Here is a 16,409-nt window from a genome sequence, read left to right as displayed (position 1 = left end):
CAAATGCAAATCGATCAAACCGAGAACGACGAGCCGCAACCGCAGGTGGTGGTCGCGTTCGGGTTCTTGATGACGAATTGCGCGCCGTTCAGATCGTCCTTGTAGTCGATCTCGGCGCCGACGAGGTACTGATAGCTCATCGAGTCGATCAGAAGCTGGACGCCGTTGCGGTTCATCACGGTGTCGTCTTCGTTGACCGTTTCGTCAAACGTGAATCCGTACTGGAAGCCCGAGCAGCCGCCGCCCTGCACGAATACGCGCAGCTTCAGCTCCGGGTTGCCTTCCTCGTCGATCAGTTGCTTGACCTTGTCAGCCGCTGCTTCGGTGAAAACGAAGGGACCGGGCATTTCGGTCGCGGTAGTTTCGGTGACAGCGCTCATTCGAACTCTCCAAAAAAGCTTCTAGCCGCTATTGTAGGGCTCTTCCCGATATCGTGCTTAAGCCCACGAAATCAAGGGGTTTCTCCAGATTGTCGCAGCTTGCGCGCCAGACGTGCGGCGCGCCGACGAAAACGAAAAAAACAAACGAAAAAGCCGCCCGGCGCACGAAGCGCGGACGGCTTTTGCAGCAGCGCCGCACCCCGCGAGGGGCGCAGGCGCAAAGCGCCAATGTGAAATTAACGCTTCGAGAACTGCTTGCGGCGACGTGCCTTGTGGAAACCGACCTTCTTACGTTCCACTTCACGTGCGTCACGCGTAACGAAGCCAGCTTGCGACAGTGCCGGCTTGAGCGTTGCGTCGTAGTCCATCAGCGCGCGCGTGATGCCGTGGCGAACTGCGCCAGCCTGGCCGGTTTCGCCACCGCCCGTCACGTTCACCTTGATGTCGAACGTCGTACCGTGGTTCGTGAGTTCCAGCGGTTGACGCACGATCATCAGCGACGTTTCGCGCGAGAAGTAGTCAGCGATGGGCTTGCCGTTGACGACGATTTCGCCCTTGCCCGACTTGATGAAGACACGAGCGACGGCGCTCTTGCGGCGGCCCGTACCGTAATTCCAGTTACCGATCATGTGGGCTCCCCTTAGATCTCGAGCGCCTTCGGCTGTTGTGCCGAGTGCGGGTGCGTTGCGTCTGCGTAGACCTTCAGCTTCTTGATCATCGCGTAGCCGAGCGGGCCCTTCGGCAGCATGCCCTTCACGGCCTTCTCGAGCGCGCGGCCCGGGAAGCGTTCTTGCATCTTGCCGAACGTCGTTTCGTAGATACCGCCCGGGTAGCCCGAGTGACGGTAGTACTTCTTGTCGGTGGTCTTGTTGCCCGTGACCTTCAGCTTGCCGGCGTTGATGATGATGATGAAATCACCAGTGTCGACGTGCGGGGTGAACTCAGGCTTGTGCTTGCCGCGAAGACGGCGTGCCACTTCGCTGGCGACACGGCCGAGAACCTTATCCGTCGCGTCAATCACGTACCATTCGCGCTGCACTTCATGTGCCTTGGCGGAAAAAGTCTTCATGATCGATCCAAAAAAAATGCTGTGCCCTGTTTTGGTCCTGCTTGTGTAGTGACGCTCGTTGACGTCGGCGCAGGCTCTCCCTGGTTCGAGTTTCCCCGACTCCGCGCGGACATGGATGCGGAGAACCTACGATTATAAGAGGAAATTTGGCCGTGAGTCAAAAATTTGCTTGCGGCGCGGTACAGGCGGGGCAAACCGGGGACGGCAGACGAAAAAAAGCCCGAACGCGTTTGTTCGGGCTTAATCCACTCTTTGGAGGAGGGTGGAGGAGACATGCTGAGGTGTCGTGAAGCACGACAACCAATGAGATGAATTATACGGATGGGCCTTGTGCGGCGCAAGGACATTTGCATTGCGAAATTTAACACCACAATATGAAATCGCATCGAATCGATGTAGCGGACGAGAATTTCTTAAAAATCAGTGAGTTGAAAATCCAGCACGCGAAAAGCATGCAGGACAGCTAGAGCGAAACCCCTAATTGCGTCAGGGAAATCCGCCTTGTCGATAGGATGTCGCGACGCAACATTCAAGCACGTGGCATAAGGCGCGCGCCGCCGTGTCCCCCCGGACATACCAGTAAGGCGCGGGCTACAATGCCGTCTGAATCAAGAAACCGGGCAGAGGCATACGCATATGGAATGCAAAGTTAGCTGGATGGGTCAGGACGGCATGGCGTTCGCAGCCGAAACGGGCAGCGGCCATCTCGTCAACATGGACGGCGCACCGGAAGGCGGCGGCCACAACCTCGCGCCGCGGCCGATGGAAATGGTGCTGCTCGGCACGGGCGGCTGCACGGCCTACGACGTGGTGCTGATCCTCAAGAAGAGCCGCCAGGAAGTGAGCGGCTGCAGCGTGACGCTCAAGGCCGAGCGCGCGAGCGAAGATCCCAAGGTCTTCACGAAGATCCACTTCCACTTCACTGTGACCGGCAAGAACCTGAACCCGGCCACCGTGGAGCGCGCGATCAACCTCTCGCACGACAAGTACTGCTCGGCGTCGATCATGATCGGCAAGACCGCCGAGATCACGCATACGTTCGAGATCGTCGCGGCTTAATATCTGCGGCAAAAATCGGCGGCAAAAGAAAAAGCCGGCGCGGTTCTTCGAAGAACCGCGCCGGCTTTTTGCATGAATGAGGCTGCAAAGCAGGCCGATAAGCCGGATTCTGTGCACACGCCGCGTCCGAAGACGCGCCGCGCGTGGCAGCCATTCCTCTAGGCGCGCCATTGCTGACGCGCTCAAGCTTCCTACCCGCAGACGGAATGGGGGCCCCATCCTGCATCCCGAAGATGCGCGCCTGCCTACTTGGAATTGCTCCGGGTGGAGGTTACCGTGCCGTCTACGTCACCGCAGACGCGGTGCGCTCTTACCGCACCGTTTCACCCTTACCTGATCCCGACCGAAATCGGGCCATCGGCGGTCTGTTCTCTGTTGCCCTGTTCCGCGTGTCGCCACGGATGGCCGTTAGCCATCACCCTGCCCTGTGGAGTCCGGACTTTCCTCGCCTCTTTGGCCGAAACCTCGGAGCCGCGACTGCCTGGCCTGCTTTGCGAGGCGCGATCTTAGCACGTGCAGGCGCGCCGCGCCGGGGGCCTGATCGAATGCCGCCCGCCTGGTTTTCAGCGGGTTCGTCGGCCGGTGCGGAAGACTGTGCTGTCGTCGTAGAACGACGGGTCCTCGTTTTGCGCCCACCAGCCTGGAATGCCGAGCACCGGCAGCGGCGCGAAGCTGCGCCCATTGAGCGCTTCATGCGTGGCATCGGCGGCAAGTGTGACGCTCACTGTCTCGTCCAGATACGCGTCGCGTTGCGCGCGCGGCCACGTGAAATACGCTTGCGGCACCTCGACCACCCAGGCGTGCGCCGTGCACGCCGCATAAGGCGAAATCATCTTTTCGAGCAGCGCGTGGCCGAATACGCGGACTTCGCAGCGCGCCACGCCGATCGTCTCCCCGAAAGCCGCTTCCCATGCTGCTCGCTGGGCCACGAACAGCGTGCGCCAGTCGAAGCCGCGCAACGCCGCTACCAGCGTCGCATCCGATGACGCATAGAGCACCGCGTTCTCGTCGAACAGCGTGAGCGCGTCGCGCACGTCGCCGCGCGTGGGGCCCACGCCCAGCACGTCGATCGCCGCGGCCTGGCGTGCGTTCAGCGTCGCCTTGATGCGCGGGAACGCGAACCAGGCGAGCGCGTTGAAGAAGTCGTGGAGGTTGTGGCGCGTCGGCACGCAGCCCGTCGCCGCGATATGCGCCTCGTAGGCCGAGCCTTCGGGCAAGTCGTCCTGGGCTATGAAGCGGAGCGGCTGGCCGCGACCCGTGCTTTGGGCGGTGGCCAGCGCATCGGCGTTCAGTTCATCCAGGTAAGCCGCGTATCCCGCCAGCGCCGCCTGCTGCCAGCGCCTGCCGCGCGCTTCGTGCTGCGCGAACCACGGACGGCCCCAGTCGATATCGGTGAAACTGCCCAGCGGCATGGTCCGGCGCGGGGCACGCGCGGGCATCGGTGCGGGCGCATCGACTGCCCCGATCGAGCCGATCGTTGCGCCCGCAGCCACGCCCTGCCCCGCCTCGTTCAAGCGAGTTTCCAGCCGATCGTCTCGCCACCGCGCAGCGGCACGACAGGCGTGCCGCCTGCCTCGACTTCGGCGGGCAGCGTCCAGCTTTCGCGGCGCAGCGTGACCGTTTCGGTCGCGCGCGGCAGGCCGTAGAAGTCGGCGCCGTAAAAGCTCGCGAAGCCCTCGAGCTTGTCGAGCGCGCCCGCGTTGTCGAACGCTTCGGCGTACAGCTCGAGCGCGTGCAGCGCCGTGTAGCAGCCCGCGCAGCCGCATGCGTGCTCTTTCAGGCCCTTCGGGTGCGGCGCGCTGTCGGTGCCGAGGAAGAAGCGATGATCGCCCGAAGTCGCCGCCTCCACGAGCGCCACGCGATGCGTCTCGCGCTTGAGCACCGGCAGGCAGTAGTAGTGCGGACGAATGCCGCCCTGGAAGATCGCGTTGCGGTTGTAGAGCAGGTGATGCGCGGTGATCGTCGCGCCGAGCAGGCCGGGCGCCGCGTGATCGGCGCGGATGTAGTCGACGGCGTCCTTCGTCGTGATGTGCTCGAACACCACCTTGAGGCCCGGAAAATCGCGGCGCGTCGGGATCATCACGCGGTCGATGAAGACCTTCTCGCGGTCGAACAGGTCGATGTCGGCGCTCGTCACTTCACCGTGCACGAGCAGCGGCATGCCCACTTCCTGCATGGCTTCGAGCGTTTTCGCACACTTGCGGATGTCGGTCACGCCGGCGTCCGAATTCGTCGTCGCGCCCGCCGGATACAGCTTCACACCGTGCACGAAGCCGCTCGCCTTCGCGCGGCGGATTTCCTCGGGCGGCGTGTTGTCGGTGAGATAGAGCGTCATCAGCGGCTCGAAGGTCGAGCCCGCCGGCAGCGCCGCGAGAATGCGCTCGCGGTAGGCGGCGGCCTGCTCGGTCGTCGTGACCGGCGGCTTGAGGTTCGGCATGATGATCGCGCGGCCGAACTGGCGCGCCGTATGCGGCAGCACGGCCGCGAGCATCGCGCCGTCGCGCACGTGCAGGTGCCAGTCGTCGGGGCGGGCGAGCGTGAGAGTCGAGGGGGAAGAGGCGTTCATGGCAAGAGTCAGGCGCGGTAGTGAACCAACAGCGGTATGAATGAACGGCGGCAAGTTCGCTTGGAACGCGCTCAGGCTGCCGGAAATTCCGGGCATATCACGGGAAAAGCTCGGCGTCGATCGATGCGGATCGATGCAAGTTCAACGCGCACGCATTGCCCGCACCGTCGCGTGCACACGACAATTCGCGCTGCATCGACGCCGGCACGCGCCCTTCTACGCGAGCCTGCAATGCATCCGACAAAATTCGTATTGGCGACCCGCAGGCCGGTGATATGCTTGGAAAATCATTATTGTAACGGGTCGACGGCGGGTCCCGCCTGCCACTGCAGCAGCCGCCTCAGCCGTCCCAGTCGCATTACGCACCATCAGTACCATGTGCCAACTTCTCGGAATGAATTGCGCCGCGCCGACAGACGTCACGTTCTCCTTCACAGGATTCGCGGCGCGCGGCGGCGCCACCGATCACCACGCCGACGGCTGGGGTATCGCGTTCTTCGAGGACAAGGCCTGCCGCCTCTTCATCGACAACGAGGCCTCGGCACGTTCGCCGATCGCCGAGATGGTCAAGCACTACCCCATCAAGTCGCGCAACACCATCGCCCACATCCGCAAGGCCACACAAGGCAACTGCGCGCTCGAGAACAGTCACCCGTTCCAGCGCGAGCTGTGGGGCCGTCACTGGATCTTCGCGCACAACGGCGACCTTCAGGACTTCAATCCGGTGATGTCGGGCGTCTACCAGCCGGTTGGCACGACCGATAGCGAGCGCGCGTTCTGCCTGCTGCTGCAAGGCTTGCGCAAGGCGTTCCCCGGTGCACAGCCGCCGCTCGCCGAGCTGTTCGCCGCACTGGAGTCGCTCACGCGCGAGGTCACGCAGTTCGGCGTCTTCAACTTTCTGATGTCGAACGGCCAGGCGCTGTTCGCACACTGCTCGACGCATCTCTACTATCTCGTGCGACGCTGGCCGTTTTCGACGGCCCATCTCGTCGACGCCGATGTCTCCATCGACTTCGCCAAGTACACGACGCCTGAAGACCGCGTGGCCGTGATCGCCACCGCGCCGCTCACCGACAACGAGGTCTGGACGCGCTTCGCCCCCGGCGACCTGCTGATGTTCCAGCACGGCGACGTGATCGCCCAGGCGAGCGTCCCGGTGCCGCAAAAGGTGCTCGACAAGCTCGCCAACCCTTCGCTCGATGCGTCGGCCAGCGCACCGTGCGCCGGGCAGCCGCGCGAGATCGACCCGGAAGCCGTGGACGCACTGCAAACCTGGGGCGAGTAAGCCGGGCGACGCCCAAAACGAAAAAAGCCGCGCATCGAGCGCGGCTTTTTTTTCGAAGCGTGCAAAGCGTCAGTGCAGGATCTTCGCGAGGAAGTCCTTGGCGCGATCCGACTTCGGGCTCGCAAAGAAGGCTTCCTTCTGGTCGTCTTCCACAATGGCGCCCTTGTCCATGAAGATCACGCGGTGCGCGACCTTCTTCGCAAAGCCCATTTCGTGCGTCACGCACATCATGGTCATGCCTTCCTGGGCCAGCTCCACCATCACGTCGAGCACCTCGTTGATCATCTCGGGGTCGAGCGCCGAGGTCGGCTCGTCGAACAGCATGGCGATGGGGTCCATCGACAATGCACGTGCAATCGCCACGCGCTGCTGCTGGCCGCCCGAGAGCTGACCCGGGAATTTGTCGGCATGCGCGCGCAGGCCCACGCGGTCGAGCAGTTTCAGGCCCTTTTGCATGGCCTCGTCCTTGCCGCGGCCGAGCACCTTGATCTGCGCGAGCGTGAGATTCTCGGTAATCGACAGATGCGGGAACAGCTCGAAGTGCTGAAACACCATGCCCACCTTCGAGCGCAGCTTCGAGAGATTGGTGCGCTTGTCGCCCACCGACTCGCCGTTCACGAGGATCTCGCCCTGCTGGAACGGTTCGAGCCCGTTGACGGTCTTGATGAGCGTGGACTTGCCCGAGCCCGAGGGCCCGCACACCACCACCACCTCACCCTTCTTCACTTCCGTCGTGCAGTCGGCCAGCACCTGGAACTGGCCGTACCACTTCGAAACGTTCTTAATTGAAATCATCTTGCGACCTTTTTCTGAAGACCTTTCACGAGGCTCGACGCGATCACGCAAATCACGAAATAGCACGCGCCCGCGAACAGTACCATTTCGACCATCGTCCCGTCACGGTCGCCAATATTGGTGGAAGTACGGAAGAAGTCGGCGAGGCTGATCACGTACACGAGCGAGGTGTCCTGAAACAGCACGATGGCCTGTGTAAGCAACAGCGGCACCATCGCGCGGAACGCCTGCGGCAGCACCACGTATTGCATGGCCTGGCCATAACGCATGCCGAGCGCGAACGCAGCGTTCACCTGCCCGCGCGGCACCGCCTGAATGCCCGCACGAATGATCTCCGAATAATACGCGGCCTCGAACAGCGAGAACGCGATCATCGCGGACGCGAGGCGAATGTCGATGTCGGGCGAGAGACCCAGCACGTTTTGCAGCACCTGCGGCACGATCAGGAAGAACCACAGCAGGACCATCACGAGCGGGATCGAGCGGAAGATCGTGACGTAGCCCTTGGCGAACCATTCGAGCGGCTTCACGCTGGAAAGCCGCATGAGCGCGAGCAGCGTGCCCCAGAGAATGCCGACCACGATCGCGCACAGCGTGATCTTGAACGTAATGATCGCGCCCGTCCACAGCGTAGGCAGCGCGCCCGGAATGCCGCTCCAGTCGAAGTGATGCATCACTTGCCTCCGATGTAGCCGGGCAGACGCGACTTCGCCTCGACCCAGCGCATGAGCGTCATGACGACGAGGTTGATGATCACGTAAGCAAGCGTGACGGCGATGAACGACTCATAGGTCTGCGCCGTGTAGTCGACGAGCTGACGCGCCTGGGCCGACAGATCGAGCAGGCCGATCGTCGAAGCGACCGCCGAGTTCTTGAAGATGTTGAGGAACTCGGAGGTGAGCGGCGGCACGATGATGCGATACGCCACCGGCAGCAGCACGTAGCGGTACGTCTGCCACTGCGTGAAGCCCATGGCGAGGCCGGCTGCGCGCTGGCCGCGCGGCAGCGCGTTGATGCCCGAGCGCACCTGTTCGCACACGCGCGCCGCGGTAAAGAGTCCGAGACACACGACCGACGCCGAGAAGAACTGCACGCCCGGCGGCGATTGCTTGAACGCATTGCCGAGCGCTTGCGGCACGATTTCCGGCAACACGAAGTACCAGATGAAGAACTGAGCGATAAGCGGAATATTGCGGAAGATCGCCACATAAACTGTGCCGACGCCCGCGAGAAACTTGTTCGGCACCGTGCGCAGCACGCCGAAGAACGACCCGACGATGAGCGCGATCACCCACGCGCACAGCGACACCGAGACCGTCACCCAGAGGCCGGAAAGAATCCAGCCGAGGTACGTGGTGGGTTCGCCCGTCGAGACCGGGCTGAGCAGAATGCCCCAGTTCCAGTGATAGGACATCAAGAGACTCCAAGAAAAAGAACGGAAGAAGCGGCGCTTCTTCCGTTCCGTGCTAAACGCTAAATGCGGGTCGAACGGCCGGGGCCGTGTTAATCGATCGCCTTGTCGTTCGGATTCTTGAACAGCGCCTTCATGTCGTCGCTCATCGGGAAGTTCAGGTTGAGACCCTTCGGCGGAATCGGCGACTCGAACCACTTGTGGTAGATCGCAGTTGCTTCGCTCGAGGTCTGCACCTTGGCGATGGCGTCGTCGGCGACCTTCTTGAACTCAGGATCGTTCTTGCGCATCATGCAGCCGTACGCCTCACGCGACTGCGGCTGGCCGACGATCACGAAGTCGCCCGGATTGTTCGACTTGGCGCGCTCGCCCGCGAGCAGCGCGTCGTCCATCATGAACGCCACTGCGCGGCCCGTCGAGAGCGTCATGAACGACTCGCCGTGGTCCTTCGCGCTGATGATGTTCATGCCCATGCTCTTCTCCTGGTTCATCTTGCGCAGGAGGCGCTCGGACGTCGTGCCCGCCGTCGTCACGACGGTCTTGCCCTTGAGGTCGGCGAAGTCCTTGATGCCCGAATCCTTCTTCGTCATGAGGCGCGTGCCGATCACGAAGATCGTGTTCGTGAAGGCGGCCTGCTGCTGACGTTCGGCATTGTTCGTGGTCGAGCCGCATTCGATGTCCACCGTGCCGTTCTGCACGAGCGGAATGCGGTTCTGCGACGTGATGGGCACCATCTTGACCTTCAGGTTAGGCATGTTCAGCTTCTGCTTGACTGCCTCGACGATCTTCATCGCGTAGTCTTGCGAGTAGCCGATCACATTCTGCTTGTCGTCGTAGTACGAAAAAGGAATGGACGACTCGCGGTGCCCCAGCGAGATGACGCCCGTGTCCTTGATCTTCTTGAGTGTGCCTGCGTCCTGCGCGAAAGCGCTGGTGGCGACGAAACCAAGGAGTGCGAGCAGAGCGGCGGTCTTTTTGATTTGCATTGTTTTCTCCGGTACAAGAACCGCCGCCAGTTTATCAAAGTAATTTTTTTGAAAGAATCAAGAGTGACCCTGGCGCAACGCCTGAATGTGCGAAGGCGGACGCCCCCTTGTGGAGGACGTCCGCCTTCTATGCGCCTTGATGTGCAGCGCAAAAACTTGTCACGGCAAAGTCACTGATTCGTCACTTCGCTGCGCCTGCAAACCGGGTGCGATCAGGGATACAGACCGCGCATCTCGCGCGCCATCAGGATGCGCTTACATGCCACGATGAACGCCGCGGTACGCATCGAGACCTTCTGCTCGCTCGACACTTGCCACACGGCCGTGAAGGCTTCGCGCATCACGCGTTCGAGACGTTCGTTAATTTCGTGCTCGGTCCAGAAGAAGCTCGAGAAGTCCTGCACCCACTCGAAGTACGAAACCGTCACGCCGCCCGCGTTCGCCACCACGTCGGGGATCACGAGCACGCCCTTGTCGTGCAGGATGTCGTCGGCTGCCGTCGTGGTCGGGCCGTTCGCGCCTTCCACGATGATCTTCGTGCGGATCTTGCCCGCGTTCTTCTCGGTGATCTGGTTTTCCAGCGCGGCCGGAATCAGGATGTCGGTTTCGACGGTCCAGAATTCCTCGTTCGCCATCACTTCGGCGCCCGCGAAGCCTGCCACGCCGCCCGTCTTCGCAACGTGCTCGAGCAGCGCTTCCGCGTTCATGCCGCTCGAGTTGTAGAGCGAGCCGGTATGGTCTTGCACGGCGACGATCTTCGAGCCGGCTTCCTGGAACAGGCGCGCGGCGATGCCGCCCACGTTGCCGAAGCCCTGCACGGCAATGCGTGCGCCGTCGATCGAGAGACCCGTGCGGCGGGCAGCCTCGCAACCGACCACGAACACGCCGCGGCCCGTGGCTTCGCGGCGGCCGAGCGAGCCGCCGAGCGAGATGGGCTTGCCCGTCACGACGCCCGTGGCCGTCTGGCCCTGGTTCATCGAGTAGGTGTCCATCATCCACGCCATGATCTGCTCGTTCGTGTTGACGTCCGGCGCAGGAATGTCGGTGTTCGGTCCGATGATGATGCCGATTTCGCTGGTGTAGCGGCGCGTCACGCGCTCGAGCTCACCACGCGACAGCGTACGCGGATCGACGCGGATACCGCCCTTCGCACCGCCGTACGGCACGTTCACTGCAGCGTTCTTCACCGACATCCACGCGGACAGCGCCATTACTTCGGAGAGCGTAACGTCCTGGTGATAACGCACGCCGCCCTTGCCGGGACCACGCGAAACGTTGTGCTGGACACGATAGCCTTCGAAGTGCGCAACGGTGCCGTTATCGAGTTCGATGGGGCAGTCGACGATCAGGATACGCTTCGGACGCTTGAGCGTTTCGAGCCAGCGCGAAAGCGAGCCGAGGTACGGCGCCACGCGGTCGACCTGACGAAGATAGTTGCCCCAGGGGCCGAGATCATCGGCGTGGAGATAAGAAGGAACCGACTGCAGTTGGGATGACATGAACGCTCCGATCGAACAAGTGGTGCCATTGTCAGAAAACGCCCACGTGAAATCCAATGCCGTTTGATCATCCCGTTATGCTTTTCGTGCATAACGTCCCCGAAGTCGAAAAAACGTGTCGCGGCCTCCGCGCCTCAGGCCTTACAGACTGAAATAGCCTGACTGTTTGTGTACCCCGTTGTGAGCGCCGATTGCCGCTTCGTCAGCGCTTGCCCTGCGCAAGTTCCTCGCTGACCGCCTCCCACAGCTCGCGCACGAGCGCCTGGCGCGCATCGTCTCCCTGCGTCGCGAGCTTGTCGCGATAGAGGCGGATCTCCATGTCTAGCGTGAACTGGCCCTCCGGCACGCCGCGCGTACCGCGGTCGAGGCGAATCAGCTCGCCCTGGGCCACGGCGTCTTCCACCGCGCTGTGCGGCAAAAAGGCGATGCCGTGACCGGCCAGCGTCATCGCCTTGAGCCCTTCTGCCATGTCCGTTTCGTACACGCGGTCCAGATAGAGGCGCGCCGGTGCGTTGGCAACGATCACCTCGGTCATGCGGCCGAGATACGCGTTGGGCGTATAGGAGAGGTACGGTGTGGGCGCATCGGGCGTGCCGGGCAGCGTGTAGCGCGCACGCCCCGCGCGCTGCGGCGCCGAATACGGGCTGATCGACTCGATGCCGAGCGTCAGCGTGTCGTAGCGCGCGGGGTCGAGCGTGACGGGGTGGCTGGGATGGTGATAGCCCATCACGAGGTCGCAGCCGCCCTCCACGAGTGACAGCACGGCATCGTGCACGTTCAGCGCGCGCAGCCGCGTGTGGATGCGGCCGAGTTTCGCCTCGATGCGCTGCAGCCAGCGCGGAAAGTACGTGAGCGAAAGCGTGTGCGGCACCGCGAACTCGATCGTCGCCGCGGGCGTGGCCGTATGGCCGCGCAACAGGGTGCGCGCCTCGTGGAACTGCGAAAGCATCGCGAGCGCCTGCTCGTAGAACACCTGGCCCGCGGCCGTGAGGCGCGTCGGATAAACCGAGCGATCGATCAGCTCGGTGCCGAGCCACGCTTCGAGGGCCTGGATGCGGCGCGAGAAAGCCGGCTGCGTCACGTGGCGCAGTTCGGCCGAGCGACTGAAACTATGCGTCTCCGCGAGCGAGACGAAGTCTTCGAGCCATTTGAGTTCCATGCGGACCAGCGTGCGGATGAGAAGTCCGCATTCTAGGCCCGTGGCCGCGCGCCTGGGCGCCTGCGCGGCGAAATTCGCGCGGCGCGCGGGCCGGATGCCTTAGCGGGACGCCCCGCAAAGCGCGCTTTCCAGTTCGGCGACCACGCCGCGCCAGTCGCCGAGCGAGGACTGGCGGAACACGCGCGCCGACGGATACCAGGCCGAATCGGCGCGATCCTTGCCCCAGCGCCAGTCGGACTGCGCGGCGAGCAGCACCCATACGGGCTTGCCGAGCGCCCCGGCGAGGTGCGCGACCGACGTATCGACGGTGATGACGAGGTCGAGCGCCTCGATGAGCGCCGCCGTCGCCGCGAAGTCGTGCAGATCGTCGCCGAGCGCGTCGATCGGCCAGCGGAGCGCGACCGACGCAAGCTGCGCGGCCGACGGGCCTTTCTGGAGCGAGAACCAGGCGTTGCCGGCGAGCGCGGACAGCGGCACCAGCGACTCGAGCCGCACGGAGCGGAAGGCGTCGAAATGGTGGCGCGGGTTGCCGGCCCAGACGAGCCCGATACGGCGCTGCGCGGCGCCGGCCAGCGCGTTCACGCGTGCGCGCCAGGTGGCGGCCTGCGCGGTATCGGCTCGCATATACGGCATGCCGGCGTAGATCGGCCGGCCCGGAAACTTCAGCGGCAGGCTCATCACGTCGCACCAGTAGTCGTAATCCGTGGCGATGGCTTCGTCGCTCGGCGCGGCGTCGAGCACGCGTGCGACACCCGGCACCGTCGCTGCGAGCGACGCCAGTTCCGGCGCGACCCACGCGTGAACCTGCGCGCCCATCTGGGCCAGCAGGCCCGCATAGCGCAGGAACTGGATCTGATCGCCCACGCCCTGCTCGCGGCAGATCAGGAAGCGCTTGCCTTCCAGCGGCTCGCCCCGCCACTCGGGGCACGGCAGCTTGCGGTAGTTGGCCCTGGCAGTCGCGGTGAGCTTGCGGTTCTCGAAGAGCGGCCAGCCGCCGGCGTAGTCTTCGCGCCTCAGCAATAACATGCCGAGCTGAAAGCGCGATTCGGGCAGGTCGGGGTTCAGCGCCAGTGCGCGTCGATAGTCAATTTCCGCTTCGTCGTAGCGCGCCAGCGCGGTCAGCGCGAAGGCGAGATTGTTGATGATGGCCGCCCCATCGGGCTTGAGTTCCGCGGCACGCCGGTATAGCGGGATCGCCGCTTCGTAGCGGTGCATCGCGTCGTACGCGTAGCCGAGTTCGAAGAGCGCGAGCACGTTCTCAGGCTCGCGTGCGATCACGGCCTCGAAGCAGGCGGCCGCTTCGGCGTGCTTCTCCATCGAGCGCATCAGCCGGCCCATATGGATCAGCGTCTTCAGATCACGCGGGTCGAGCGCCGCAGCAGTGCGGAACTGCACAAGTGCGGCGTATTTTTCGCTGTTGGCTTCGAGTGCGCGTCCGAGATTGAACGCGAAGTGCGCGGATTGCGGCTCCAGCGAACGCGCACGCCGATAGTGCTGCGCGGCGCCGGCGATATCGCCGAGTTCCATCAGCGCATTGCCGAGATTGTTGTGCGCGTTAGCGAAGTCGGGGGCGAGCGCCAGCGCCTTGCGCTGCCAGGCGGCCGCGACCGCATGGTCGCCAAGGCGGCTTGTGGCTACGCCGCGGTTGGCCAGATATTCGGCGTTGTCGGGCGTCTGCGCGAGCGCACGGTCCATCAGCGCGGCGGCTTCCCTCAACTGGCCGCGGCCGAGCGCAATCACGCCCAGGTAGTGCAGTGCGCCGGGTTCTTCGGGGTGCGCCGCGAGCGCGGACTGATAGTAAGCGTGGGCGTCGTCGATCCGGCCTGCGCGGTGGCAAGCAAGACCGGCTTCGATGAGGACATCGGCCTGGCCGGTAGCAAGGATGGGAGCATCGGGAGTCATGGCAGCAAATATTTGATTAAGCGCAAACTTTTGACGTGCCCGCACTCTATATCCGTCTCAAAACGCCCGATCCCGTTAAGCGGCCGGCGCGACGGAACGCCTCAGAGCGCGTCACGGGTCACCGTTCAGCCGTTGCTGGCAGCGCCGGTCTCGGCCCCTGTCGGCAAGGTGATAAAATCTTGGGTTCCCGCCGTCTCGAATCTGACTGCAACCGACTGCCAACTGAGCGTAACGCCCTACGTTACGTCCCCATCATGTCCGACACTCGTCCCGATACCCTCTTCGCGCTCAACGCGCTCTCCCCGCTCGACGGCCGCTACGCCTCGAAAACCGAAGCGCTGCGCGACTGGCTCTCGGAAGCCGCGTTCATGCGCAACCGCGTGACCGTGGAAATCCACTGGCTGATCGCGCTCTCGCAGGCCGGTTTCGCGGAAGTGCCGCGCTTCTCGGCAGCCTCGGAGCAATTCCTGCTCAAGCTCGCCGAGAACTTCACGGCGCACGACGCCGCGCGCATCAAGGACATCGAGCGCGTGACGAACCACGACGTGAAGGCCGTCGAGTACTGGCTCAAGGAGTCGGTGAAGGGTCAGCCGGAACTGGAGCGCGCAAGCGAGTTCATCCACTTCGCCTGCACCTCGGAAGACATCAACAACACGTCGCACGGCCTGATGCTCGCGGGCGCACGCGAGCACGTGATCCTGCCGGCGCTGCGCTCGGTGCATCAACGTCTCGTCACGCTCGCGCACACGCACGCCGAACAGCCGATGCTCTCGCGCACGCACGGCCAGCCGGCCAGCCCCACGACGCTCGGCAAGGAAATCGCCAACGTCGCGGCGCGTCTCGCGCGTGCGATCCAGCGCATCGAGAAGGTCGAACTGCTCGGCAAGATGAATGGCGCGGTCGGCAACTTCAACGCGCATCTCTCGGCGTATCCGGAGTTCGACTGGGAAGCCTTCTCGAAGGAAGTCGTCGAGCAGCGCCTGAAGCTCACGTTCAACCCGTACACGATCCAGATCGAGCCGCACGACTACATGGCGGAGCTGTTCGACGCCGTCGCGCGCGCGAACACGATCCTGCTCGACCTCGACCGCGACGTCTGGGGCTATATCTCCCTCGGCTACTTCAAGCAGAAGACGAAGGCCGGTGAAATCGGCTCGTCGACCATGCCGCACAAGGTCAACCCGATCGACTTCGAGAACTCGGAAGGCAACCTGGGCCTCGCGAACGCCACGCTGCGCCACCTCGCCGACAAGCTGCCCGTTTCGCGCTGGCAGCGCGACCTCACCGACTCGACGGTGCTGCGCAACATCGGCGTCGCATTCGGCTACTCGCTGCTCGCGTACGACGCGCTGATCCGCGGTCTGGACAAGCTCGAAGTGAACCCGCAGCGCCTGAATGACGACCTGGACGCCACGTGGGAAGTGCTGGCCGAGCCGGTGCAGACGGTCATGCGCCGCTACGGCATCGAGAACCCGTACGAGCAGTTGAAGGAACTCACACGCGGCAAGGGCATTACGCGCGAAGCGCTGCAGACGTTCGTCAGCGGTCTGGCGATTCCTGAAGACGCGAAGAAGCGTCTCCTGGAGATGACGCCTGCGTCGTACGTCGGCAAGGCTGTGGAACTGGCGAAGCGCATTTCGTAATCGCGATACCGCCACGCCATAAAAAAAGCGCTCGATTGAATCGAGCGCTTTTTTGTTTACCGCCGCACGATCGAGTGATCGCGTGCGGCCGCGAAATCAGGAGGCCTGATTGCGGCGCGCGTCCATCTGCTTCATCACCTCGTCGACGATCTGCTCGGGCGTAAGCTCGATGCTCACCTCGATCGCCTCATCGGCGCCTGGCTCTTCGAGCGTGTCGAGCTGGCTTTGCAGCAGCGACGGATCGAAGAAGTGGCCGGTACGCGAAGCAAGACGCTCGTGCAGCACTTCGAACGAGCCCTTCAGGTAGACGAAGCACACGTCGTGGTCGTTGCCGCGCAGGATGTCGCGATACGAGCGCTTGAGCGACGAGCAGGTGAACACGGCCGTTTCGTGGGCGCGCTGCTTCTCCTCGATCGCCGCGCGAATCGTGCGCAGCCACGGCCAGCGGTCGTCGTCGGTGAGGGGAATGCCGTCGTGCATCTTCTTCTTGTTGGCTTCGCTGTGGAAGGCGTCGCCGTCGGTGAAGGTGCACTTGAGGCGCTCGGCGAGCAATTCGCCGATGCGTGTCTTGCCTGCGCCCGACACGCCCATCGCTATCAAAATCATTTACTGCTCCTGTCGAACGGAGTTAGCGCTTTAGCGCCTGCTCCGGTCC

At 63.4% G+C, this 16,409-nt stretch carries 16 protein-coding genes and 1 other RNA gene; 3 read left to right on the top strand and 14 right to left on the bottom strand.

The annotated features are described in order from the left end of the window. Positions 1-14 precede the first annotated feature (14 nt). The 3 genes from erpA to rplM form a co-directional block, all read right to left on the bottom strand. Positions 15-380, bottom strand: coding sequence for an iron-sulfur cluster insertion protein ErpA (gene erpA, locus E1N52_RS10015; RefSeq protein WP_042262553.1), 366 nt, complete (start codon positions 378-380; stop codon positions 15-17). A gap of 236 nt (positions 381-616) precedes the next feature. Then, entirely contained in the window at positions 617-1,009 is a 393-nt protein-coding gene (gene rpsI / locus E1N52_RS10010) for a 30S ribosomal protein S9 (RefSeq protein ID WP_028209425.1), read from the bottom strand. A gap of 11 nt (positions 1,010-1,020) precedes the next feature. Continuing rightward, positions 1,021-1,449 carry a 50S ribosomal protein L13 gene (gene rplM, locus E1N52_RS10005; RefSeq protein ID WP_027795838.1) on the bottom strand — a complete coding sequence of 143 codons (429 nt, stop codon included), beginning with the start codon at positions 1,447-1,449 and terminating at the stop codon, positions 1,021-1,023. 636 nt (positions 1,450-2,085) lie between these two features. Here rplM and E1N52_RS10000 point away from each other — a divergent pair. Next, positions 2,086-2,508 carry an OsmC family protein gene (locus tag E1N52_RS10000; protein ID WP_027795839.1) on the top strand — a complete coding sequence of 141 codons (423 nt, stop codon included), beginning with the start codon at positions 2,086-2,088 and terminating at the stop codon, positions 2,506-2,508. Positions 2,509-2,590: 82 nt separating this feature from the next. On the opposite strand, the gene rnpB is transcribed toward E1N52_RS10000, so the two are convergent. The 3 genes from rnpB to pyrC all read right to left on the bottom strand — a co-directional run bounded on the left by rnpB (position 2,591) and on the right by pyrC (position 5,074). Continuing rightward, positions 2,591-3,001, bottom strand: an RNA gene (gene rnpB / locus E1N52_RS09995) — RNase P RNA component class A. A gap of 70 nt (positions 3,002-3,071) precedes the next feature. Then, a complete protein-coding gene (locus E1N52_RS09990; RefSeq protein WP_425468036.1) occupies positions 3,072-4,022 on the bottom strand; it encodes a DUF3025 domain-containing protein in 951 nt (316 codons plus the stop codon). Beyond that, positions 4,019-5,074, bottom strand: a complete 1,056-nt coding sequence (gene pyrC / locus E1N52_RS09985; protein WP_133182389.1) for a dihydroorotase — start codon at positions 5,072-5,074, stop codon at positions 4,019-4,021. The genes E1N52_RS09990 and pyrC overlap by 4 nt, the downstream gene beginning before the upstream one ends. A gap of 376 nt (positions 5,075-5,450) precedes the next feature. Here pyrC and E1N52_RS09980 point away from each other — a divergent pair, with 376 nt between their 5' ends. Then, a complete protein-coding gene (locus tag E1N52_RS09980; protein ID WP_133182387.1) occupies positions 5,451-6,359 on the top strand; it encodes a class II glutamine amidotransferase in 909 nt (302 codons plus the stop codon). Positions 6,360-6,428: 69 nt separating this feature from the next. Here the strand turns inward: E1N52_RS09980 and E1N52_RS09975 are convergent, their stop codons facing one another. The 7 genes from E1N52_RS09975 to E1N52_RS09945 form a co-directional block, all read right to left on the bottom strand. After that, positions 6,429-7,154, bottom strand: a complete 726-nt coding sequence (locus E1N52_RS09975; RefSeq protein ID WP_133182385.1) for an amino acid ABC transporter ATP-binding protein — start codon at positions 7,152-7,154, stop codon at positions 6,429-6,431. Next, on the bottom strand, positions 7,151-7,828 hold the full coding sequence (gene gltK / locus E1N52_RS09970; RefSeq protein ID WP_133182383.1) for a glutamate/aspartate ABC transporter permease GltK: 678 nt from the start codon (positions 7,826-7,828) through the stop codon (positions 7,151-7,153). Before gltK ends, E1N52_RS09975 begins: the two co-directional genes overlap by 4 nt. Beyond that, positions 7,828-8,568: an amino acid ABC transporter permease gene (locus E1N52_RS09965; RefSeq protein ID WP_133182381.1), complete on the bottom strand. Its 741-nt coding sequence runs from the start codon at positions 8,566-8,568 to the stop codon at positions 7,828-7,830. Before E1N52_RS09965 ends, gltK begins: the two co-directional genes overlap by 1 nt. An 89-nt stretch (positions 8,569-8,657) precedes the next feature. Next, positions 8,658-9,551, bottom strand: coding sequence for a glutamate/aspartate ABC transporter substrate-binding protein (locus tag E1N52_RS09960; RefSeq protein ID WP_133182379.1), 894 nt, complete (start codon positions 9,549-9,551; stop codon positions 8,658-8,660). A gap of 212 nt (positions 9,552-9,763) precedes the next feature. Further along, the gene (locus E1N52_RS09955; protein WP_133182378.1) at positions 9,764-11,050 is read right to left on the bottom strand and encodes a Glu/Leu/Phe/Val family dehydrogenase; all 1,287 of its coding nucleotides are present in this window, start codon (positions 11,048-11,050) and stop codon (positions 9,764-9,766) included. Between the two features lie 202 nt (positions 11,051-11,252). Then, a complete protein-coding gene (locus E1N52_RS09950; protein ID WP_028201941.1) occupies positions 11,253-12,209 on the bottom strand; it encodes a LysR family transcriptional regulator in 957 nt (318 codons plus the stop codon). A 99-nt stretch (positions 12,210-12,308) separates the two neighbouring features. After that, a complete protein-coding gene (locus E1N52_RS09945) occupies positions 12,309-14,111 on the bottom strand; it encodes a tetratricopeptide repeat protein (protein WP_133182376.1) in 1,803 nt (600 codons plus the stop codon). A gap of 254 nt (positions 14,112-14,365) precedes the next feature. On the opposite strand from E1N52_RS09945, the gene purB reads away from it, so the two are divergent. Then, complete coding sequence (purB, locus tag E1N52_RS09940) at positions 14,366-15,754, top strand: adenylosuccinate lyase (RefSeq protein ID WP_133182374.1); 1,389 nt, start codon at positions 14,366-14,368, stop codon at positions 15,752-15,754. Positions 15,755-15,850: 96 nt separating this feature from the next. On the opposite strand, the gene E1N52_RS09935 is transcribed toward purB, so the two are convergent. Beyond that, entirely contained in the window at positions 15,851-16,360 is a 510-nt protein-coding gene (locus E1N52_RS09935; RefSeq protein ID WP_133182372.1) for a gluconokinase, read from the bottom strand. Positions 16,361-16,409: the final 49 nt, after the last annotated feature.

The organism is Paraburkholderia guartelaensis, assembly GCF_004353905.1.
Classification (GTDB): domain Bacteria; phylum Pseudomonadota; class Gammaproteobacteria; order Burkholderiales; family Burkholderiaceae; genus Paraburkholderia; species Paraburkholderia guartelaensis.
This window is presented reverse-complemented; position numbering and strand designations above follow the sequence as displayed.

What these genes read in the sequence shown, in the direction of transcription:
- erpA (WP_042262553.1), bottom strand. Translation starts at nt 380, where the DNA reads ATGAGCGCTGTCACCGAAACTACCGCGACCGAAATGCCCGGTCCCTTC.
- rpsI (WP_028209425.1), bottom strand. Translation starts at nt 1,009, where the DNA reads ATGATCGGTAACTGGAATTACGGTACGGGCCGCCGCAAGAGCGCCGTC.
- rplM (WP_027795838.1), bottom strand. Translation starts at nt 1,449, where the DNA reads ATGAAGACTTTTTCCGCCAAGGCACATGAAGTGCAGCGCGAATGGTAC.
- E1N52_RS10000 (WP_027795839.1), top strand. Translation starts at nt 2,086, where the DNA reads ATGGAATGCAAAGTTAGCTGGATGGGTCAGGACGGCATGGCGTTCGCA.
- pyrC (WP_133182389.1), bottom strand. Translation starts at nt 5,074, where the DNA reads ATGAACGCCTCTTCCCCCTCGACTCTCACGCTCGCCCGCCCCGACGAC.
- E1N52_RS09980 (WP_133182387.1), top strand. Translation starts at nt 5,451, where the DNA reads ATGTGCCAACTTCTCGGAATGAATTGCGCCGCGCCGACAGACGTCACG.
- E1N52_RS09975 (WP_133182385.1), bottom strand. Translation starts at nt 7,154, where the DNA reads ATGATTTCAATTAAGAACGTTTCGAAGTGGTACGGCCAGTTCCAGGTG.
- gltK (WP_133182383.1), bottom strand. Translation starts at nt 7,828, where the DNA reads ATGCATCACTTCGACTGGAGCGGCATTCCGGGCGCGCTGCCTACGCTG.
- E1N52_RS09965 (WP_133182381.1), bottom strand. Translation starts at nt 8,568, where the DNA reads ATGTCCTATCACTGGAACTGGGGCATTCTGCTCAGCCCGGTCTCGACG.
- E1N52_RS09960 (WP_133182379.1), bottom strand. Translation starts at nt 9,551, where the DNA reads ATGCAAATCAAAAAGACCGCCGCTCTGCTCGCACTCCTTGGTTTCGTC.
- E1N52_RS09955 (WP_133182378.1), bottom strand. Translation starts at nt 11,050, where the DNA reads ATGTCATCCCAACTGCAGTCGGTTCCTTCTTATCTCCACGCCGATGAT.
- E1N52_RS09950 (WP_028201941.1), bottom strand. Translation starts at nt 12,209, where the DNA reads ATGGAACTCAAATGGCTCGAAGACTTCGTCTCGCTCGCGGAGACGCAT.
- E1N52_RS09945 (WP_133182376.1), bottom strand. Translation starts at nt 14,111, where the DNA reads ATGACTCCCGATGCTCCCATCCTTGCTACCGGCCAGGCCGATGTCCTC.
- purB (WP_133182374.1), top strand. Translation starts at nt 14,366, where the DNA reads ATGTCCGACACTCGTCCCGATACCCTCTTCGCGCTCAACGCGCTCTCC.
- E1N52_RS09935 (WP_133182372.1), bottom strand. Translation starts at nt 16,360, where the DNA reads ATGATTTTGATAGCGATGGGCGTGTCGGGCGCAGGCAAGACACGCATC.